Annotated in this window: 12 protein-coding genes; 3 read left to right on the top strand and 9 right to left on the bottom strand. The window is 57.0% G+C overall.

Going from position 1 to position 21,448, the window contains the following annotated elements:
* Window positions 1–236: 236 nt before the first annotated feature.
* From WCA10_RS01030 to WCA10_RS01055, 6 genes are all read right to left on the bottom strand, one after another.
* On the bottom strand, window positions 237–4,202 hold the full coding sequence (locus WCA10_RS01030) for an outer membrane beta-barrel protein (RefSeq protein ID WP_472820620.1): 3,966 nt from the start codon (window positions 4,200–4,202) through the stop codon (window positions 237–239).
* A 767-nt stretch (window positions 4,203–4,969) separates the two neighbouring features.
* Entirely contained in the window at window positions 4,970–7,444 is a 2,475-nt protein-coding gene (locus WCA10_RS01035; protein WP_472820621.1) for a CHAT domain-containing protein, read from the bottom strand.
* A gap of 103 nt (window positions 7,445–7,547) precedes the next feature.
* Window positions 7,548–8,393: a hypothetical protein gene (locus WCA10_RS01040; RefSeq protein WP_472820622.1), complete on the bottom strand. Its 846-nt coding sequence runs from the start codon at window positions 8,391–8,393 to the stop codon at window positions 7,548–7,550.
* 36 nt (window positions 8,394–8,429) lie between these two features.
* Window positions 8,430–9,131 carry a zf-HC2 domain-containing protein gene (locus WCA10_RS01045; RefSeq protein ID WP_472820623.1) on the bottom strand — a complete coding sequence of 234 codons (702 nt, stop codon included), beginning with the start codon at window positions 9,129–9,131 and terminating at the stop codon, window positions 8,430–8,432.
* Between the two features lie 69 nt (window positions 9,132–9,200).
* The gene (locus WCA10_RS01050; protein ID WP_472820624.1) at window positions 9,201–9,797 is read right to left on the bottom strand and encodes an RNA polymerase sigma factor; all 597 of its coding nucleotides are present in this window, start codon (window positions 9,795–9,797) and stop codon (window positions 9,201–9,203) included.
* A 672-nt stretch (window positions 9,798–10,469) separates the two neighbouring features.
* Window positions 10,470–11,378, bottom strand: coding sequence for a hypothetical protein (locus WCA10_RS01055; RefSeq protein WP_472820625.1), 909 nt, complete (start codon window positions 11,376–11,378; stop codon window positions 10,470–10,472).
* A gap of 560 nt (window positions 11,379–11,938) precedes the next feature.
* On the opposite strand from WCA10_RS01055, the gene WCA10_RS01060 reads away from it, so the two are divergent.
* Complete coding sequence (locus WCA10_RS01060; RefSeq protein WP_472820626.1) at window positions 11,939–15,115, top strand: putative bifunctional diguanylate cyclase/phosphodiesterase; 3,177 nt, start codon at window positions 11,939–11,941, stop codon at window positions 15,113–15,115.
* A 113-nt stretch (window positions 15,116–15,228) separates the two neighbouring features.
* Here the strand turns inward: WCA10_RS01060 and WCA10_RS01065 are convergent, their stop codons facing one another.
* Window positions 15,229–16,680, bottom strand: coding sequence for a vWA domain-containing protein (locus tag WCA10_RS01065; RefSeq protein WP_472820627.1), 1,452 nt, complete (start codon window positions 16,678–16,680; stop codon window positions 15,229–15,231).
* Window positions 16,677–17,174: a TadE/TadG family type IV pilus assembly protein gene (locus WCA10_RS01070; protein WP_472820681.1), complete on the bottom strand. Its 498-nt coding sequence runs from the start codon at window positions 17,172–17,174 to the stop codon at window positions 16,677–16,679. The genes WCA10_RS01065 and WCA10_RS01070 overlap by 4 nt, the downstream gene beginning before the upstream one ends.
* A gap of 685 nt (window positions 17,175–17,859) precedes the next feature.
* Between WCA10_RS01070 and adh the strand changes: the two genes are divergently transcribed.
* On the top strand, window positions 17,860–19,389 hold the full coding sequence (gene adh, locus WCA10_RS01075; RefSeq protein ID WP_472820628.1) for an aldehyde dehydrogenase: 1,530 nt from the start codon (window positions 17,860–17,862) through the stop codon (window positions 19,387–19,389).
* Between the two features lie 13 nt (window positions 19,390–19,402).
* Window positions 19,403–19,780, top strand: a complete 378-nt coding sequence (locus WCA10_RS01080) for a DUF779 domain-containing protein (protein ID WP_472820629.1) — start codon at window positions 19,403–19,405, stop codon at window positions 19,778–19,780.
* Between the two features lie 12 nt (window positions 19,781–19,792).
* Here the strand turns inward: WCA10_RS01080 and WCA10_RS01085 are convergent, their stop codons facing one another.
* Window positions 19,793–21,325, bottom strand: a complete 1,533-nt coding sequence (locus tag WCA10_RS01085; RefSeq protein ID WP_472820630.1) for a hypothetical protein — start codon at window positions 21,323–21,325, stop codon at window positions 19,793–19,795.
* Window positions 21,326–21,448: the final 123 nt, after the last annotated feature.

Raw genomic sequence — 21,448 nt, forward strand, 5'->3', positions numbered from 1 at the left:
CCCGCGCGCTCGATCAGCTGGAACCAGCCATCGCGCGGGCCATCGACGCCATCACTCCCCAAAACGCGCAGGCTTTCTTCCGGCACTGCGGTTACGGAGTACAGTAATTATGAAAATGCTCTAGTGCGCCGGGATGAAGGTGATGACGCGACCTCGATATTCATCGGCGGTCCAGGCCGCGCAAATAATAAGGGCCGGGAGTTTGGCTCCCGGCCCTTTTTGGTTCGAGTTGCAGTTTAGAAGCTTGCGCGCATGCCGAACTCCATCTTGCGGGGAGTATTGCCTTGGCCGCCCTGCACGCCCCATGTGGTCGGGTCGCTCAGGTTCAATCCCGGATCGCTGAGGATGTTGTGGTTGAAGACGTTGGTGAAGATCACCGAAAAATCGAGAGCGACGCTCTCATAGACCTTGACATTCTTCTCCACGCTCATGTCGACGTTCCAGTAGGAGGTCCCGGAGATCGGACCGACGCCGGGATTCTTGGAGTCGATGCCCAGGATGGGAGCGCGAACCTGGTCAAATACCGCTTCCGGATTGGCGAACATGTTGACGGCTCTGCTACCGCTTCCGGCCGTTCCTGTACCCACACCGTTCGAACCAGCGACGCTGTAGTGCGAGGAATTGCCTCCCTTGTACTTGCTGGTGAAGACGCACTGCTCGTTGGTGTAGTAGTTGTTGGTGTCGGAGGAGCCAAAGGATTGACCATCCGTGACAGTGTCGCAATAGAGCGGTTCGCCGCTGCCCGCAGTGAAGACCGGGGCAAACGACCAGCCACCAGCTACACGGCCGAGGACGCCCTGCTGCCCCTTGAAGATCCCCGGCTGATACACCATGTAGGAGTTGTACACAAGCTTGCGGTTGAACGCCTGCAACCCATACATCTTGGAGAGGTCAAAGGCGTCGTTGGGAGTGTATTCGCTGGTTGCCTGCACAAAGGCGCCTGTTCCAAGAGCCTTGCTGAATGTGAAATTGTTGTGCATCATCAGCCCGTGGAAGTTCTGCGTGGTCAAGGAGAGGAACAGACCGTTGTAGTTGCCGTAGCCGGTGCTGGCGTTGAGAGCAAGACCACTCGACGCAATCGCCGGGTGGGTGGCGTCTCCATTATTCTGCATGGTGGGAGCGCCGAAGTTGAATTTGCCGTTGTCCAGGTCTGACCAGAGACTCCAGACAGCCTGCGAAGTCAAGTTGTCGATTTCCTTGGCAACCACAGCCGCGGTGCAGTTGGCGTAACCGGTGCAATAGGCGGAGTTGGGGCCACCGAGCGCGGATTCAAAGAACGGCTGAGCCGCAATCCCCGAAGTGCTGCCGGTTCCGCAAGCGGCTGCAGATGTGGCGCACCCCAATGCTGTTTCAAGGGCAGCATATGCGGATTTGAAATCCTGGCCGCCGGAGACCATCATGTAGGGAACGACGTTGAGATTGTACGGCTGGTATTCGTGTTGAATGCGGCGTCCGATGTAGCCAATCTCCAGCGTGTTGTTGCGGTTGATCTGGCGCTGGATGGTGAGATCGAACGAGTCGGAGACGTTGGGCCGGAAATCCGGATCAAGGCCTTCTGCTGCGGATGACTCACCGTTGTTGTAGCCCGGATACACCGGCTGTGGCAGTGTTGGGCTGGCCGCTGCGAGTGGGGCGGTGTTGCCGTCCACACCGACGCGGAAGGCTGTTGAGGCGGTTCCATTGACGGTTCCGTCGGCGCCGCCGCAGGTTCCGTCGGCGAGTGCCTTGGTGCACTGGACAGGCTGGATCAAGCCGACGCCCAGCAGTGGCACGAGCACCAGGTTGACCCCATTCAGTCTTCCGTATACGCGGCCGTAGCCACCACGAATGACTGTACCTTCATGGCCGAAGATCTTGCTTCCGATGCCATCTCCGTCGAAGCGCGGATTCCAGGCCACGCCCACGCGAGGACTGAAGGAGCCATAGAACGGATTGTAGGGATATTTGCTCCCCTTGCCGACGTTGTCAACAAGAGCAAAGCCGAGTTCAGGGTTGTAGACCTGGCCCTTCAAAGCGGCGGCCTTTTTCTGCGCCAGATAATCCACCGTCTTTACGGGCTCGTCAGCAGCGTCCACGAGCACCGTCTGCTTGCCGCTGGCTTCTGTCGGCGGCATCTCCAGGGTCCACCCCAGGCCGTAGCTCAGGGTAAACGAGGGTTTCATGTGCCAGGTGTCGCTGAAGTACGTGTTGTAGTAGAGGATGGTGCTCTTGTCGAACGCGTGGGTCAGGGGCGGGTTCAGGGCCAGCGTCGGTCCCTGACGGGTATACGCCACTTGGGCCGCGGTTACGATTCCAAGCGCTTCTGCCGCAACTCGGGTGGCAGCGGTGCTGGTTGGATAACCGGCAGCCTGTAACTCCGAGAGGTCCACGCTTCCCGCGCCGGTTCCACCACTCGACCCGAGCTGGTAAGTGGGAGTGTAGTTGATGCCGCCGCCGTTATCGGAGCGCTGGTGGTAGTTGAAGTTGTGCTGGTATTGGCCGCCAAAGGTGATGAGGTGGTTGCCTTTTATCAGGGTCAAGTCATCACGATAGAACTGGTCCTGGCCGTCCCAGAAGCGGGTGCGGATCGATTGCGTGTTGAGGTTAAAGGGTGCAAGAGGGGTGGAGGTTTCACCGCCCGGCTCCATGGCTCCGCCAAGGCCGGAGACCTGCGGTGGTGCGTCTTTGGTGGCCCATGACCAGTAGTTGCGCAGATAGCTGAAAGTGAAATTGTTGGTCAGGGACGACGAGATGTTCGTGGTAAGTCCTGCCACGTAATACCACGGCTGCTGCGGACGGCTGGCGGCGGAAGCCGCCTGACCCAGTTTGTCGCCGGTGAAGAATCCACCGATGTCGATCTGGCTGGTCGCGGTTGTCGTGAGTTTGTAATAGCGATAGCTGGACATGAAGTGCCACCTGTCGCTGAAGTCATGATCGAGGCGGGCAACAAAGAAGTTATCTTTTGTAGGGAGGTTCAAGGTGCCCTTGAATTCGTACTCGTTTACGCCATCGCACGTTTGCGAAACATAGGCTGGACATCCGGCGAGCCCATCCGGTTCGTATGTGTTCCACATTTGCTGCACGGTGGGGTTGATGCCGATATGACGCGGATCGATGGCAGCCAAATCATAGGTTGTGTCACCGAACGTCACGAGGCCGTTCTTCAAGTTAGGAGAGGGCACCGGGCGCTTGTAAATCGTAGAATTCGGGTAGCGATATCCCTGGTAAAGGGCAAACAAATAGGTCTTGCCGCCCATGAAATGAGGCAGGATAGGACCGCCGCCGCCAAAGCCAAATTTGCTGTAGTGGTACGAGGGCGGAGGCGCATATGCGTCACCCGCGGCATGCGAATTGTTATCCCAGGTGTTGGCGCTGAAGTTGTTGTCAAGGTAGTACTCGTAGCCCGTGCCATGCCACCTGTTGGTTCCGCGCTTGGTCACAACCGAAACCTGGGCGCCGGCCGAGTTGTTAAAATCGGCGGTCTGGTTGGTCGCATTGACCTTGAATTCTTCCACGCTGTCTGTGGGAGTGGGCATCACACCTGTCGCGCCGGCCGCCACGTTTCGATTCTGGTTCGCGATTCCTGTCGGATCACCGGCAAACGAACCGGTATATACCGACATGCTGCCGTCCATGTCGTTGGTGTTGTTGCCCCCGTCCAACTGGAATGTGCTTTGGTCAACCACTGTTCCGGCTACGCTGCCGTCTGGGCTGACGCCCACCTGCAAGGTTGTGAAGGTGCCGGCGTCGTGGAGAAGGCTGGGAAGCTGTGCGATTGCCTCCTGTTCAACGGTGCTGCCGACCGTTGCGTTCAGGGTCTGCAGATCGGTTCCTGAGGCCTGTACCTCGACCGTCTGCTGCGCGCTCCCGACATGCAGTTTGAAGTTTGCAGTGGTTTGCGTGCCAACCTGCACAGTTTGATTCGCAATCTTGTTGAGTTCGAATCCAGTCTTGGTCGCGCTGATGTTGTACGAGCCCGGAGGAACATTGACAAAAACATATTGGCCGGTGTGGCCCGTGACTGTCGTGCGGCTGTTGTTCGTTGAAACGTCGGTCAGGGTGACGGTTGCGTCCGGAATCACAGCACCGCTCTGATCCGTGACCGAACCGACGATTGTGCCCGTATTTGTGGCTTGCGCGAAACCGAACGTCACGCCGATACAACACAGGAACAATAGAAGCGCGATCGCTCGCATTGAGAATCGTGATTGAAGCTGCGTCATTAAACTGCCCCTCCAGGTAGTTGAATTGAGTCCCGTGACGGGACACACAGTGTTGCAAAAGGCCGATGATCGATGTGAATCGGCTTCTCGGCGTATGACCCAGCGGCAAGATTTCCCGGCGCTCCCAATTCGGCCTTTCTCGATGGGTCGAGAACCGAAAACCGAATGCTTGGAAGAACCGCTAAAATCCTGGATCGCTGGATGTACCGTTCCAATTGACCGCTTTCAAAGCTTGATGCGCGAAAAATATCGAACCTGCCCGTGGGTTCATGCCCCGGAGTCTTTATTAGGTTCGCCATTTTCCTGGAACCGCATAACCGCGACGGGTCCGGGAAATTCACGATCAGCCTTGATCTACTGCACACGAACGCGTTGTGCGCTGGAAAATGTCAGAATTGCAATTGCCATTTCATGCGTGGGAAACGTCGTTGAGAATCTGTTGTTGATTCGTAGTAGATCGCACATTGTTTTCGAACGGCGGGGAACCGTGTACCTTCGGGCGGCATCCCCGGACTGGGGTGGGAATCCTTCCGAAAGTTGCTTCAAAGTATCATGAAATCGTCATCTATTCAAGAACCATTCATAAAAGATTTTTCCGCGAAATCCTGTTTGCCGTATGGATTAATCAGGTCCAGCGTGCAAGTGAGGCGCTGTAGCGTGTCGGTAAACAGCGGAAAAAGAGGGTTGCATTCCGAGAACGCATCGCCTCGAGGAATTGGCGGGCGATGGCAGCCGATTATCCCGGTGGAATCCATAAATCGATTTTGCTAAACACCCGTGTAGATCTGAAGCGGTGCCCAGAAGAAGGGTTTGCGAAACTCTCCCTTGGAGTGCAGCAGCGTGAGCTTAGCCTGTCGCAGCGCCTCGGCGGGAGTCTGGCCGTCTGCAAGTCCCTGGTAAAGAGAGTCCATCAGGCGTGGAGTCGATTCCTCGCTCACCTCCCAGAGAGCACCGATGACGTGGTGTGCGCCAGCGCGCAGGAATGCCCACGCCAGGCCAACCAGCCCTTCTCCCGCGTAGGTACGGGTGCCGCTCCCATAGCAGGCTGAGATGGTAACCAGGCGCGCATGGATAGGATGCTTCATGATGTCGCGGGCATGCAGTTTGAAGGAATCCGCTTCAGCCGTTGAGCGGGAGAGGATGATTGCCGAGTCCAGCGGGTCGGTGCGGCTGGCGACGCCGTGGGCCACGAAGTGAATGTAGGCAAACTGCTGTGGCTCGCTTGCCAGATAAGATTCGGCGGTGGCTCTCTCTCGCGCAAAGACGGTCACTTCCGAGGCAGAGAAGTGCTGCTCGATCTGTGCCATTTCAAATGCTGCCTTTGGCAGGTCGGGATAATCGGCGTTCGGCGAGACAGCGTCGCCCACCAGGAGCAGTCTATTCCCGGTTCGCTCGGTCGGCTTCGCGGAAGCAAGCAAATCAAGGGACGATGCGGAGACGAGCGTTGCATCTTCAATGAAGTAATGGGGAGTCGGCTCGGGAGCGATGAGCGTTTCGAAGTTCAACTGACTGAGCACGCCGTCGTTCAGAAGTATGACTGTGGACCCAGGCCGAATCAGTTCACGGACCGGCGAGACAAGCATCCGATAAAGCGCAACTCCATCCGCATTGGAAGTTTCGATCGGATCGCTCAAGCCGAGCAATGTCTTGCGATATCGTTCAACGACCGGTGTTATCTGGGCCCGGGCAGGCAGCGTGAACATGGTTGTCTTCGCAGGCGTAATCGCCCATAGATAAGATTCGCGCTCGCCCAGCCAGTAGAACAGAAGCGTCGCATTCGTCTTGCGCGCGATCTCACCGGGATGCAGTGAAGCAAGAGAGATAGACCTGGAATTGGAGACCACCCCAAGCCCTTGCTCCAGGGTTCGAGCGCGGCTGCGATCAGCAAGCGCGAGCGCTTGGTCCGTCTTGTGGTGAGCCACGAGAAAGTGGATGTAGTCGTCGTAGATGCCGGTGGCATTGGCAAGGAACGGAAGCTTCGATTCTTCGCTCTTGAGTGAAGCCCTCGCAGATTCAAAGGTGGAGAGCGAGGTCCGATACATTCGATCGGCGTCAGCGGTTTTGTCTTCCGATTCATAGAGTCGGGCAAGTTCGTGCTCTGCGCCGAACCGCATGGATGTCTGGCTGGCGGGGTCCTTTTCGACCTCGTGGAAAAGTGATTCTGCGTCTTTGTCGTCGCGGCTTGCTGCTGCGATTCTTGCCTGGGCAAACTTCACATCGAGCGCGTCAAGCCGATTGTTGCTAGCTGTCACCAGCGGATCGAGCTGCAGTAAGTACCTCTTCGCTGCGTCAAGTTTGCCGGCGTCAATCGAAGCATGCGTAAGATCTTCAAGAATGTCGACGATGTCGTCCGTGCTATTGATATGCCTTGCGAGAACTAAGGCAGCGGCATATGACCGCGTCGCTTGAGCAAAATTCTCCGTACTCCAATACACGTCACCCAAGGTAGTCTGCCATTTGACTTCGAACCGAAGGTCTCCAAGTTTCGCCGCGCGGGTCTCGGCGTCAAGAAACAATTCCAACGCTCGCTCCCTGTCTCCGAGCTCAAAGTATGCCCAACCGAGGTTTCCAGAAGCGACTTGCGCCATGTCTTCCGCGTCCAAATCGACGGCAGACCGATATGCCTGCGTCGACCAGTCCACCGCTTCGTCATAGCGCTCACTTTGAAGAGAGGCATATCCCAGACCTGAGAGCGCGGTCGTTTCCAGAAACTCGTCATGATGGGCCTGGGCAAAAGAAAGACTTTTAAGGAAAGACTGCCGCGCCTCCGTCATCTGTCCGCGTTCCATGGCAAAGACGCCGCGAGCCCTTGAAACGCCACCGCACGCAGCGAAGGATTCGCTTTCACACAACTTCTCGGCCTTCTCCAGTTTGTCATTTGCGTTAGAAAACAGATGCAGATGAGTGAGAGCTACGCTTTCAGCTGTCAACTTCTGAATAGCTTGTTCCTGGCTATTCAGAGCGGGGGCGGGTGCAGCGAGAATCCGCAAAGCATCCTCGTACATCCCACGCCATTCCAAAGTCTCAGCTTCTAGCAGTTGAAACCTCGAGGCCCATTCGGGCATTGAGGCCAACGACCGCCTGTATCCTTGCAGCGCTTTCTGCTGGCTTGTTTCCAGATAGCCACGCAGGAATAACTCTCTGGCCTCGTTGTAATCAACGCTGGCAGTGAAAGTGTGTGTGTCCTTCAGCGGAATCAGCAACAACATTGCCACGGCCCAGACCGACCACAGACGAGGCATTCCTTTAACCCGTCGAAAGCCTCGACGCAAATTCCGGTTGCCGGTCTGCGAGCCGGTCGAAACTGCGTTCATTCGCGACCGGCACGCAGTGAAAGGTCTGGCGCTATGGTTGAGTTCCGCCGTTCGTCTTGCCGCCGCCGCCCAGCAGTGTTCCGCCGCCCACACAGCCCATGACCATTTCGATCATGTTCAGGCTGATAATCGTCTTTCTGGGAGCGCCTGTTGACGTGTCGAAGTCCGATTGCTCCAGGGTCAGGGGCGCGAGATAGATTTTGCCAAAGTTCGGCACATCGATCGCGTTTCCGAAGCACCGGCCCGGAAAGCCTCCCTCCGACTGGTTCACCAACGAACATTCGATCTTCCCTTGTTTAGCTGTTATCGCGGGAAGTCGATTGTAACGCTTGGAGATATCGGTAGGAACATTCTTCTGGCTCTGGATGTGATCCCGTTGCGCCGCGACGCGCTTGATGAAGTCGCGATTGCTTGTGTAGGAGGCATCGCCCTTCGGTTTGTCGCCGAGGATGTTCAGGTCAAGGTCAAGCTTGACGGTGTGACCCGCGATGCGAAGGTTATCAAATCGTGTGCCAAGGAACGTGACGGTCGGAACATATCCTACGAGCGGATGGTCCGTTGAGATCTGGCAAACGATGCGGTCGGCCGTCACGATGTCCAGCACGTTCAGGCCTTCGATGACGGATGTACACAGAGTGTTCCAGCCGTGGTCGGCCTTGGTGTCGGGATTGCCTGCCACCTGCGTGTAGGCAGAGCGGAAAGAGACAGCACCTCCGAGCCTGTAATTCTCCGCATGCTGAGAAAGGTATCCGCCCCGCTCGTTGAGTTTCACGAATGTTGGAGGCTTAACTTCCTGAATGAGCGGCAACCTTAGACTGCCTGACAATGCTTCTGCTTCTGCGTCGTAGATGTGATATCTCTTTTGCTCCCCGGGCATACTTTTCTCACTTTCCAAAAAACAGAGTCAACGCATTTAGTCAACAAAATGTACATCGAGGATACGCCTGTCGATTTCGGTGCGCGATCCCTGGCCATCGATGCCAATGATAGCTAGCGAATACGAGCCCTCCGTTAACCCGCTGCCGGGAATCACAAGTGAGACGGTTCCGTCGTCATCGGATCCGGCTTTGGAGCCGGGCACCGTCCGCGTCCAAAGCTCTTTACCTTGAGGATCGTACAAATCGAAGGCGAACGATGCATAGCCGGATTCCTGCGGAAGTTCAATCGAAAGTGCCGCGCCCTTCGTGCGATCTGCCTCAACTGAGGCGTGAGCCGCACCGCGCGTACCGGCATGGAAAGCTGTGGATGGAAGCACGCTCGGTTCGCTTGCTGCCTTCCGAAGCGCGGGAATCGTATCGAGATTCTGGTAGGCAACCAGGGCCAGCAATGCGGCAAAGACGGGAACGGCGAAGGCGGGCCGCAGCCATGCTTGCCAATCGAATCTCTTTTTCGTCGGATGGATGATCTCCGGCTTCGGGACCGCTGCGGAGGTCTCGGCGAGCTTAGGTAGTTCAACTTTGGCAGCGCCGATAAAAGCCGCACCGGCGCGCAGGTCTACCGCACACTCCGGGCAATCAAATGCATGCTCCTCAAATGCATCACGGAGTTCCGGCGTGAGCTCGCCCAGCAAATATCGTTCCGCGGCCATCTGTTGTGTTGCTTCGTTGTGATCCATTGCGTCAGTTCCTCAAGTGACCCGCCTAAATCTACGGCAGATCCCGGTGTCAAAAGATGGTGAATTCAGTCACCAAATCGTTTCAGCATGATTTGCGCTCATTCCCGTGTTCATGCGTTTGAGGTACTCGACCTTGAAATCCTGCTTGGCGCGGTGAAGGAGGACGCGAAGATACTCCCGGTCGACTCCGAAATTGCGGCAGACCTCTTCCCGGTCCCGTTCGTCGAGAAATACGGCCTTCAGCAAGGAGCGGTCGCGCGGCGGCAGATCGCGCAGAATCTCACGGACTTTCGCTCTCAATTCGCTTGATGCGATGACGCTTACGACGTCCGGGCCCTTGGCATGCGGTTCCGGCATGCCCTCCTCGTCCAGCGACTGGCTGCGGCTCGATGACCGGTAATGCTCCAGAAGGACGTTGTTGCACACAGTATTGACAAAAGCGCCGAAGCGCTCCGGCTGGCGCAGGGCGTTCTCCTTGCGGAGAATGGCAAGGACGCGCGCAAAGGTCTCCTGGCGTACGTCTTCGATCGCCTGCGGGGACTGGAGCCGCGAGCGCAGCTTTAGATGGATCAACTCCGAGAAATACCCTACGAAATGGTCCTGGGTAGCCCGGTCACCAGCGCAAAGATTTTCGATGTAACCTGCATCGAATGAACGAAACTGCAAAGTATTCTCCGCCAACCCGAGAGGACGTAAGTATAGCATTGGCGTCACTTGCGCAATGTGACGTCGGGGATTGCGTACGCGTGAACTGGTGTGCTTTCGGGGTGGGGCCGCGTCCTGCAAGGCCGGTGTTGAAAGAGACACGTGAATCACCTGCTCGTTGTTTGCGGGGTCTGTTTCCCCGTCGGGGAGGGTTACGATTTCCCTCAATCTCCCCTGTTTACCTGTTCATCTGACCGGCGCATGAGAAGCGCGCCAACGACGGACATTCCGTTCCTGAATTGGCATCAGGTCACTGGCTGTAACCTCCGTCTGGCGGGTCCTCCTCGCAATGGCTTGCCATTGGAAGATCAATCCGACCCAGCCAGTACTGAGCCAGATCGACAAAGGTAGAGAGAACCAAAGGCTGAAATCAGTGAAGCAATTTATCCAACCGGCAACTGCACCGCTTCGGAACTTCAGGCGAAGTTGTCTCAGATAACCAGGCTGGACTTTCTCAAGGGTGCCGCGTCTCACTCGCCGCATGCGGGTCGCGAATGTAGCAACGCCCAGGATGTTGGTACCTTCATGCATTCCGTATGACTCCGCTTTGGGGGGCCGCAGACGGAGCCCAGTCTCTGAGGAACCCCGTCTGCGTTGGGGGAGGACCGTCGATCTTGAAGGGCCCCATGCTGTTTAGAAAGCTGCTGCAAACTGTGCCTCTGTTGAATTGGGAATTGGAAACGCCTGCGTTACAGGAGCGCACAGCGGCGCGTCGATAGCCCTGAATGCAGGGTTAAGACTTCCGAGCAAGGTGTGCCGAGCCGCCCTGGCAAACAAGTACACCAGAAATAGATGACCCGGATCGGTATTGGAGGAGGGAAGTGTCGGCGCGGAGACATGCCTTTGTTTCTCGGCAGAAAAAACCGGCTCCGACCGCTCTTTCATCTTCGCGGCCTGCAGGGTTGACTCCGGCAGTTCAACCCGTGTTGTGGCGGTCTTCATGCCTATGGAGAAGCGCATCCGCGAATCCTTGATCTCCATATCGGATTCCACGACATTGCCCCAGACCGGTGTCCAATTGGGTGCGCCCGCCGGCGGCGGTGAGTTCCACGAAAGAATGGCACGTATCCTCGGCTGCGGCTTCCGCGAGCCGGATTTCCCGAAGGACGCGATCCGCAGGACCACCTCGCAGGCAAGGGGCCTTGGCACAATTGCGTCGGACACGTTCACCGAACGCATCCCCTGGTCGAGCCACTTCGCGCCACCGTCGTAAGAAACATAAAAGCGAACAAACTCTTCGGAACCATTGATCCGAGCCACGCCCGAGTAGCCTGCGGTTTGCTTGATATCGATTGTGGCGCGGAGCTGCTCGAACTGGGCGTCGTAGGCAACACAAGAGATGCCTTCGTAGGTGGTGTCTTCCTGGATCTTGAGGACCGCATGAAAGGAAGTGGGTGGGATATTTCCAAAATATTTCGGGTTCGCCAGCAACAGCGCTCGAAGTCTTTGCCCGGCTTCTTCCGGCGAAAGCTGCGCGAGCGCAATCAACTCAAGAGCGGGATGAGTCGATGGAGCGATGGGATTGACAGCAGGGGAGTTCATTTCCATTCCTCTCGATCCGTGTAGTTCCGAGGCCAACCGTATTCGCCGGGATGCGCAACCGTATCTGGGTCTGTTGCGATCCGTTGGTCCAGGGAGTCATGCTGCCTGGTTTTCGGAATTGGCGCAGGGGCGTCAATTTCGGTTTACGAGGAATAGTGTTACCTCCCCGTGCGCCGTTTCATCGGAACGCAAAAAATTGTCGGGACCAATGCTATCGATCGGACAAAAACGGGCAGTCCGCGCTGCATTTGCCCCCTCGAATTAGGGCGATTCGAATCAAAACAAGCCGCATTATCGGGTCTGGACGCAGAAGACCCCTCCGGCAGAACAAGCGAGGTAACCCCGTGATGTCGATCGGCAGATAGAGCCAAGTGTTCTCAAAAGCCGGACTTGCGTCGTGGATAAGGTATCCAAACGTAACCAATTTAGCCCGGAAGGGGAAGTTACCCACGAGTAAACCTGTGCTAGCCTAACCTCACTTTTGGGTGAATCCCTTGAAAGTGCAGTCGCAAAGATGGCGATCTGCTTGAACGGAATGTTGGATTGATCAGGGAGCAGAGATGGGACGGCTGGCTGTTGACCGGAGGTTGGAACCGGAACTGACACCTGCCCAGGCCTCCGCGTTCTCTCTCGTTCGGCGGAGCCTGCGGTTTGGAATTGTCGCCGCGGTGCTTGCTGGCGGCGCACTCCCGACGATCGCAGAGACTCCGCATCCGGTAGAACTGACCTCGGTCCAGAAGATCCGCCTTCTCAAGGCTTCAACGAACAGCGAATTCCGCGCTCATCTGCATGGCGTGGTGACTTACTACGATTCTGTTGCACCCAACCTGTTCGTGCAGGACGCGACCGGCGGCATCTGGGTCGACCTGCACGGCTCTACCGCCGAGCCGCCAACCCCGGGCCAGGTGCTCGATCTTCGCGGAATGGTGGGCTTCGGCTTCAGCCCTTACATCCAAAACCCGCACTGGACTGTCACAGGGAAGTCGGCGCCGCCGAGAGCACGGCTGATTTCTTACGACGATGCGGCCACGGGTTCCTTCGACGGCCAATGGGTGCAACTCGATGGTGTGGTTCGCTCGTTTGTTCAACAGGCCGAAGGCAACGTCCTGGTGATCGATGTCGCAACGCCCACCGGAGCCTTCAAGGTGAGGGTGCCTCGCTATCAAGGGCCTTTTCCTGTCCAGCTGATTGATGCGAAGGTCCGGTTCAGCGGAGTGTGCGGAGCCTCATTCAACGGCCGAAATCAGTTCGTATCTTTTCATGTGTTCATGCCTTCGCTCGACAATCTCGAGGTTCTCGAGGTTCCTCCCAAAGATCCTTTCGCAGTTCCGGTGATTCCGATTGCTAACGTGCGACGCTTTTCACCCGACCTTCCCGACGAGCACAGGGTGAAGGTCGTTGGCACGGTCACTGCAAGGTTTCCCCAGCAGGGCATCTATATGACCGATGGCTCGGGCGGACTCTACGCCGAGAGCCAGGATGGAAGCCCGATCCGGGAAGGCGACCAGGTTGAAGTCATCGGATTTCCCTCGGCGGGCAACTATAGCCCCGTCCTGAAGTCTGCGAGCTTTCGTCCTACCGGCGAGCATTGGTTGCCAACGAGTACGCCCATCACCGGCCGCGACGCTCTCAAGGGCAAATCTGATGCTCAGCTCATCAGCATCGCCGGCACCCTGACTTCCTATCGCCAGGTTCTCAATCAAAAAGAACTGGTCGTTGAGTCCGACGACCACGTGATCTTTGAAGCCGATCTGGCTCATTCCGGCAAATCCACTGTGAATATTCAAGAGGGAAGCCGGATCTCTTTGACGGGCATCTGTGCTGTTAAAGCGGATGAGAACGGTAATCCGTCGCAATTCGAGGTTGTTCTTCGGTCGGCGCAGGACATTCAGGTACTTTCCTCTCCGACATGGCTCACTCCGGAGAGAGCAGTCTATTTGCTCTTCGGTCTTACGATGGGCGCGCTGGCCGTCATTGGATGGGTCTTTATCCTCCGCAGGCGCGTACATAGACAGACCGAAATCATCACGGAAAAGCTCAAGAACGAGATGGCGCTCGAAGAACGCTATCGCAACATCTTCGAGCGCAACCTTACCGGGCTTTACATCGCAGAGGCCGACGGCAGGATTCTCGATTGCAACGATGCATGCGCTCGCATGCTTGGATACCGCGGACGCCACGAATTGCTTGGAGACAGCGCGCGGGCAGAGCAAATCGTGCAGAAATTTCACGAAACCGTAGCCAATGCGAGCTTCACGATCGGCACTGAACGATCGTTTGAGCGGCTGGATGGAACAGTGGGCTGGGCGTTGTGCAGCCTTAAAGCAGTCGGTGGGCAGGACGGCGAGAGCCGAATCTTCGAGGGTTCTCTGGTCGATATTACTGAGAGAAAACTTGCCGAGGACCGAGTCCAGTTTCTGGCCTACTTCGATCCACTGACCCACCTGCCCAATCGAGCGCTCGTGCACGATCGGCTCTCCAAGTCCATCGCGGTCGCGAAACGGGAGTGGCAAAAGCTGGCTGTTCTCCACCTCGACATCGACAGTTTCAAGGTCATTAACGATTGTCTCGGCCACTCGCGGGGTGATGAGCTGCTCCAGAGCATTGCGCAAAGACTGCAGGCATGCGCCCGCGAAGAAGACACGGTTGCCCGGTTGGGAGGAGATGAATTCCTGGTCGCTCTTGGGCCGATCAACTCGGCCGCCGATGCGGCCATTGTTGCTGAGCGGATCGCGAACGAGTTGAAGCCGGCCTTCAATCTAAACGGAAATTCGCTCAACGTCACCTGCAGCATCGGCATCAGCGTCTTTCCTGAGCACGGCCATGATGTCGAGACGCTGATCATGAATGCCGATGCGGCCATGTACGCATCCAAGAGCAGGGGACGCAACACATTCAGCTTCTTCTCTGAAGAAATGACGGCGCAGGCCGTCGAGCGCCTCCAGCTCGACAACAGCATGCGCGGAGCCCTCGACCGGCAGGAGTTCTACCTTGTCTTCCAGCCTGAATTCAACTTGCGAACCGGCGCCGTGTCCTGCTGGGAAGCTCTCCTTCGATGGAAGCACCCAGAACTCGGCCTGGTTTCGCCGGAAAAATTCATTCCGATCGCCGAAGCGAACGGGATGATTGTTCCCATTGGCGAGTGGGTCCTGCGGACCGCCTGCCACCACGCTCACTCCTGGCACGAGATCGGCAGCAAGGTGCCGGTCGCCGTGAATGTATCCGCCGTTCAATTTCGACAGATTGGCTTCTGCGAACTGGTGCGAAAAGTCTTGAAGGAGACCGGACTGGACCCCGAGCACCTGGAACTGGAGATTACCGAAAGCCTTCTGCTTGCTACAGAGGACATGCGCTTTGAGGTTCTCAGCCAGCTGAAGGCGCTCGGCGTTCGCCTCGCAATCGACGACTTCGGTACCGGCTACTCCAGCCTCAGCTACCTCAAGCAACTCCCCGTCAGCAAGTTAAAGATCGATCGCAGCTTCATTCATGACCTGCACCACAACGGCAACGAAGAAGCCATCACCGCCGCAATCATCCAGATGGCAAAATGCCTGAATCTCACGGTCACAGCCGAGGGTGTCGAAAATGAACGGCAGTTGCAGTTCTTGCGCGATCAGCAGTGCGACGACGTGCAGGGATTCCTCTTCAGCAAGCCGCTGAAGGCCGATCAGATGGACTTCCACAACCGGAAGGCATCCGCGCTCTTCGAGATCTTGTCGATGGGCGCAGCCAGCTGATCCTTCAGGCGCGCTCGCTCAAGACCCTATCTTCAATGCGGAATATGGCAGTCATAAAACTCGGGCCAGAGATTCGTGATCTCCGGCCCCGTACCCCAGGAAACATCCTGGTTCTATGTAATGCCGTTGGGAACCAGCCGGGCATTCGTGAATTTCGCCGCGATGCTGGTGAAGATCGAGTCCAGCGAATAGCTGTTTGCTGAGTCACACTCTCCGGTGTACGCCGAGGCTGTCGCGTCGGAATAGAAGTCACCCGGAACGCTCGCCATATCCTTCATGGTTGTGCAGGCGGAGACCCCTGCTAGCGGACCTGACTTGTCGGTAGAACAGCCGGACGAAGAGGCCCCATATGCGATCGTATAAACCGTGGTGCCCTGTGCGGTAGCGTACTGAGCCGCGGAGATTGCCTGCTGGCACTGGTCATCGAGCGATCCATATACATTTCCTGAGTGCTTCCCGCCGGAAATACTCGAGCTGTTGGCGTCTCCGTCGCTCAGGATGATCATGATGTTCTCTGAGCCCGGATTGGCGGCAGCCGCTGCATCCAGCGAGGACTGCGCCGCGTAGATCACGCCGGCATAATAAGTCCCTTCGCCCCCTGGGGTCTGCATGCCAGTGCAGTTCCTTGAGCCGGAAGCGCCGGTTGCAATCCCTAACGACGACGAGCTATTCAGGCTTCCGCCTTTCTGATTGTTCGAGCTGTAGTCGGAAAGGTAGTCGCTGATCTGGTAAGTAGCCGAGGCCCCGGTGGGTGCGGTCCAACTTGCACCCGGCGTCGGAGTGGAATACGGCGCAGTCGTCGGGTTGCCGGACGGGCAGGTCGTGTCGTTGGAAGCTGTGCTGGCAATTACATTGGGAAACGTAAACAAGCTTACCTGGTCGAACGCGGTGCAATTGGTCTTGGTGCTCGATGCCGTGCATGGCGTGAGATGACCCAGCAGCGTTTGCACTCCATTCAGAGCGCAATGGATCCTCGTATTGTTGCAATTGACGTCTGTGTCCCGCTGTCCCATCGAAGCCGTGGTGTCAACCACCATGGCTACGTTGACCTGAGTGTTCTTTCCGCTCAGTGGGGTCGCAGTTGCCACCGCGTTGATTGGGATGGCCTGTGCAGCGTTGACCCCCAAAACTGAGAGCACACGAATGAAGTAGGTCGGCACGACCGAAGTCTGCACGACCTGAAGAACGTTGTAGCCTGTAGGCGAAGCGGAGCACGGCGCCTCGACGATGCTCGAATCCGTCACGCATCGAAACGTCGGAGTCACTGTGATGTTGGTCAGATTAGGATTCGCATTGCTGCCATTGGTTAACGAACTCGTGGCATTGACCTGGCTTGTCACCGAGGCCGTTGTCGCTCCCGATAGCGTCATGGCATAAGCGCCCGCCAGTGCCGCCGCGTCGGTCGAACTCTGCAACTCGCGATGGCACACATAGGCATGCCCAAGATCAACCGTAATTCCGGCCATGCCGCCGAAGAGCACCATCAGGAAGACCATCCAGGGCAGCACTTGCCCGGACTCGTCCCTGTGGAGGTGGCTCAGGAATGAGTTCACAGGATCGTTCATTGCACAACCTCCGTGATCTGGCTTGCCATGTTGCAACTCCCATATTTGACGCCGTAAACCTGGAGTGAGCAGGGATAGGTCGCGATGATCTGGGCTGCGCCGCCGGCCGTCATATTTGCGTTCGCCGCACCGCTTGAACCGGGACATGAGGTCACATTCGCGCCATAATTGACACCGCCAAGAACGTACGTAAGGGAGATATCGCTCTTGCTCAACCCTTGCGCCGCAGCGTAAATCGCGGAGGTTGCAGTCTGGCAGGGATCGCTGTCGCCTCGGTCCACCGCCAGTATGCGGCCTGCATTGCTCACTGACTCGGCAAGCTGGAGCTTCTGGTACAAGGCAATCGAGAAGGAGAAGATGCCGGTCATGAGGAGCAGGATCATAGGCAGCGCGATACCCATTTCGACCAGTGCACTGCCCTCACAATGTGAGCCAACCTTGGTGCGAAACTTGCAAACGGAGAACCTGGCGGAAGGGGATCGGCGGAAAGCCACAAATGATTTAGTCAAGGGACTGTCTCCTTTTTTCTGGCAAACTCATTCAATTTCGGGCCTTGTTTGCCTTTTTTCTGATAACTGCCTGATTCAGTTGCAACACTATCTTGATGAGTTCCTTGTCGAATTCGGCGGACTTGACCTGAAAGTTGCAGCCGTGAGTGCAACCATAATGCGGTCTGATATCACCCACAATGACAAGAAGGTGTCGATGGCATCCCCTTGCGGTGACCGCAGATGTGTTACCCGGCAGCCGTTGCAAGTCACGTTTTGCGAGTAACTTCCGGTAACCAAGGTTTGGTCCTTGGCAATTCGGAGACGGCTTCAGGAAGCGCTTCGCGCCTATCGGAAGCCCTCAAAACAGTGCAATGTCAATGGGCTCATCGATTTCCTCAGCCGGTTGGGGAGGCTGCTTGCGCAGTACCTTCGTGAGGCATGTTGCCGCCATTCCGTAACCTCAACTCCCTCTAAGTAACTTCGAGCCCAATGGTTTTGCTTCCGTCCGAATGAAGTTGTTCCGGCTTATTCGACTGAGAGCGTCCCCGAAGTCTTCCCAGATCTGGACTCGCAGTCTTACGCAATTCTTCATAAATGGCGAACTCCCCATCCGTGCACCCGCGGGAGTATGATTCCTGCGCCGCGCGCCCCCACCGATTTCGCGCGGCCTATCCCCGGAGGAACTTCGATGGCGACCATGACAGAACCGATTCCGGGCAAGCTCAGCGACAAGGTGAGCTTCCGCCCTCGCTATGGCAATTACATTGGCGGCAAGTGGGTTGAGCCCGCTTCCGGCCAGTATTTCGAGAACGTAACTCCGATCACCGGCAAGACATTCTGCGAGATTCCCCGCTCCACCGCGCAGGATATTGAGCGGGCCCTCGACGCAGCGCACGCCGCCCGCGAGAGTTGGGGCCATACCAGTCCTACACACCGCGCCATCCTGATGAACAAGATTGCCCAGCGCATGGAAGATAACCTCGACCTCCTGGCGCTGGCCGAAACCTGGGACAACGGCAAGCCGATCCGCGAAACAGTGAACGCCGACCTTCCCCTCGCCATCGACCACTGGCGCTACTTTGCCGGCTGCATCCGCGCGCAGGAAGGCACCATCTCCGAGATCGATCACGATACGGTCGCCTACCACTTTCACGAGCCGCTCGGTGTGGTCGGTCAGATTATCCCGTGGAACTTCCCGATCCTGATGGCGACATGGAAGCTCGCCCCGGCCATCGCCGCCGGCAATTGCGTGGTACTCAAACCCGCAGAGCAGACCCCTGCCAGCATTCTCGTCTGGGCTGAGCTCTGCGCCGACATCCTGCCTCCAGGCGTGCTCAATATCGTGAATGGCTTCGGCCTCGAAGCCGGCAAGCCACTGGCCTCAAGTTCGCGCGTGGCCAAGATCGCCTTCACCGGCGAAACCACAACCGGCCGCCTGATCATGCAGTATGCCAGCCAGAACCTCATTCCCGTCACGCTGGAACTCGGCGGCAAATCGCCCAATATCTTCTTTGCCGATGTATGCAACGAGGACGACGATTTTTTCGACAAGGCCATCGAAGGCTTTGTGATGTTCGCGCTCAACCAGGGCGAGGTCTGCACCTGCCCCAGCCGCGCCCTCATCCAGGAAAGCATCTACGACAAATTCATGGAGCGGGCACTGAAGCGCGTGGCAGCCATCAAGCAGGCCAATCCGCTCGACAGCGACACCATGATCGGCGCCCAGGTATCGACGGAGCAGCTTGAAAAGATCCTCAGCTACATCGATATCGGCAAAAAGGAAGGCGCAGAAGTGCTGGCCGGCGGCGATCGCGCGCATCTCGGCGGCGAACTGGAAAGCGGATTCTATGTGCAGCCGACGGTTTTCAAGGGCCACAACAAGATGCGCATCTTCCAGGAAGAGATCTTCGGCCCCGTCGTCTCGGTCACCACCTTCAAGACAGAAGCCGATGCGCTCGAGATTGCCAACGACACGCTCTATGGACTCGGCGCAGGCCTCTGGACGCGTGATGCCGACCGCATCTATCACCTCGGCCGCGGCATCCAGGCCGGGCGCGTCTGGGTCAATTGCTACCACGCCTATCCTGCCCACGCCGCTTTTGGCGGTTACAAGCAATCCGGCATTGGCCGCGAAACCCACAGCATGATGCTCGATCACTACCAGCAGACCAAAAACATGCTGGTCAGCTACAGCCCGAAGAAGCTCGGCTTCTTCTAAGTAGTGGAGAAGCATGTCTGAATTACTCAAACAGGTCGAGGCCACCGACCTTGCCGTCCACCTCATCCGCGTCCTGCGCCAGAAGCACGGGCCGCTGATGTTCCACCAATCGGGGGGCTGCTGCGACGGCAGCTCCCCGATGTGCTACCCACGCGGAGAGTTCATGGTCGGCGACTCCGATGTGCAACTCGGCGAGGTCGACGGCGAACCCTTCTACATGAGCCGCAGCCAGTTCGAATACTGGAAGCACACTCAGCTTCTTCTCGACGTGGTGCCGGGCCGCGGGGGCCAGTTTTCGCTCGACAACCCCGAGGGGGTGCGCTTCCTCATCCGCTCCCGTGTCTTCACAGATATGGAGATCAATGAACTTCGCATTGCGGGCCGGATTTAGCTTCGGAGTTAATCATCGCGGGCGATACGCCGCGGTTTGCTTCGCTGTGCAAAAAGAGGTTGTGGATGAAGCGGCATCTATGGCTGATGAACTGCGTGACACAAAAACTTCAGCAACTTTGTCGCGGTATGCCAATTGGAGACACGGCTGCAGGCGCAGCAACTGAATAAGCGGCGCGCCGCTAGAGGCGACGATCAGGTTTGCTTCAAGAAGCTCCGGATCCGAGTCCCAGCCGCCTAAACCGTTCCATGTCGCGTTTGAGCGAAGCACGTTCTCGACACCGTACACAGTATTCCTGCCGTACATGCTCACCGGCTTCTTTAACGACCAGATCAGATAACCGCCCCAACCATAGTCATTGAAGAGCGGTCCTACCCAGCCTTGCTGCTTGATGGTTTCGACAGCTTGAACGGGCAACGAGCTACTGAGTTTCTCCTGCAATTCGGAGTTATTGATTCCCTTTGCGAAGAACGCGAGCCATGCAAATGCTACCGAAGCCGAAACCACGAATGGAATTGCTGAGGCCTTCAACTGAAACGGGTCTCCATGGCTTTGAGTTAATCCCGCGGCGATTATGGCTGCACCCGCAATCGCCAGCACCCAAATATCCCGTTGCGAGCGGAACGAAACCAAGATCGAAAACGCAAGGAGGACCACTTCGAAAAACGAAGGCCGGCCCACGCGTGCCAATACCACAGCTCCCGATAAAGCAAGGAACAAAACGCACCAGTCGTCCAAGCTTCGAAACGAGATGGCTGAAAGCTCAGGGAGTTGTGGAAGCGAGGCGCCCTGCGAGACAAGATCGTAAGCGACTTTGTAGATCTTCAGCCCATACGGATTTATCAGCGTCGCGACGATGCAGCCCAGGAAAACCCAGATCATCTTTGCGGCCTGGAGCTTTGTTTGAATTGCCGACCACCGCGTCGCCAGAAGAGCTTCGGCGAGTGCAATCCCCAGCACCACCAGCCCATCGACAAATTGAATATGGATATTTGCCCAAAAGACGAAAATGATCGGCAGCCACAGCAACTCGCGGCTGTCGCGTGTCTTGCGCGCTTGCATGAGAATGTCGAGTTCAAGGGTGAAAAAGAGAATGCTGGCCAACCATGGTCGCGGAGAGTAAAGGCGCCCAATCGTGAACACGACCAGAAACGTCATACCAATTCCCAGCAAGAACCAGGAGTTCAGCCGCCGAACGAGGTGATGAACGGCCGCTGCGATGGAGACGGTCATTGCGCAGCTGTATACGACAATTCCAATCAACCCCAGCTTTTGATAAAACCAGAAAACGACCAGATCGAAAAGCCAGCTATACGCTTCAAAAGGCTTACCGGCGCCAACGGCTGAGAACAGCTCGGTGCGCGGAATTGCTCCGTGTTCCACGATCCAGCGCCCAATGGCCATTTGCCACCACACATCTGTGTCCGTGACACCGTCCAGGCGAAGAGCAAAAAAGACCGAAGCCGTGAAGAGAACGACGAGTACGAACCCCTGCGCCCACTGCACGCGCTTGTTCTGTCCTACCGGAATGTCAGCACCATTCAATTGCGGCAATCCATCACCCCGTCGTTTGCGAAATGCGATGTATTTAAGTCAAAGCTATTTTATGTGTCACCGCAGCGGGTTCGCCAGCAATGGATAGTGGCGGCGAGTACCGAAAACCGGGTC

Origin of the sequence: Occallatibacter sp., from assembly GCF_049582745.1 — a bacterium.
GTDB lineage: Bacteria > Acidobacteriota > Terriglobia > Terriglobales > Acidobacteriaceae > Telmatobacter.

Bases quoted from the DNA above. Each gene is read 5' to 3' on its own strand.
- WCA10_RS01030 (WP_472820620.1), bottom strand. From the start codon at position 4,202: ATGACGCAGCTTCAATCACGATTCTCAATGCGAGCGATCGCGCTTCTA.
- WCA10_RS01035 (WP_472820621.1), bottom strand. From the start codon at position 7,444: ATGCCTCGTCTGTGGTCGGTCTGGGCCGTGGCAATGTTGTTGCTGATT.
- WCA10_RS01040 (WP_472820622.1), bottom strand. From the start codon at position 8,393: ATGCCCGGGGAGCAAAAGAGATATCACATCTACGACGCAGAAGCAGAA.
- WCA10_RS01045 (WP_472820623.1), bottom strand. From the start codon at position 9,131: ATGGATCACAACGAAGCAACACAACAGATGGCCGCGGAACGATATTTG.
- WCA10_RS01055 (WP_472820625.1), bottom strand. From the start codon at position 11,378: ATGAACTCCCCTGCTGTCAATCCCATCGCTCCATCGACTCATCCCGCT.
- WCA10_RS01060 (WP_472820626.1), top strand. From the start codon at position 11,939: ATGGGACGGCTGGCTGTTGACCGGAGGTTGGAACCGGAACTGACACCT.
- WCA10_RS01065 (WP_472820627.1), bottom strand. From the start codon at position 16,680: ATGAACGATCCTGTGAACTCATTCCTGAGCCACCTCCACAGGGACGAG.
- adh (WP_472820628.1), top strand. From the start codon at position 17,860: ATGGCGACCATGACAGAACCGATTCCGGGCAAGCTCAGCGACAAGGTG.
- WCA10_RS01080 (WP_472820629.1), top strand. From the start codon at position 19,403: ATGTCTGAATTACTCAAACAGGTCGAGGCCACCGACCTTGCCGTCCAC.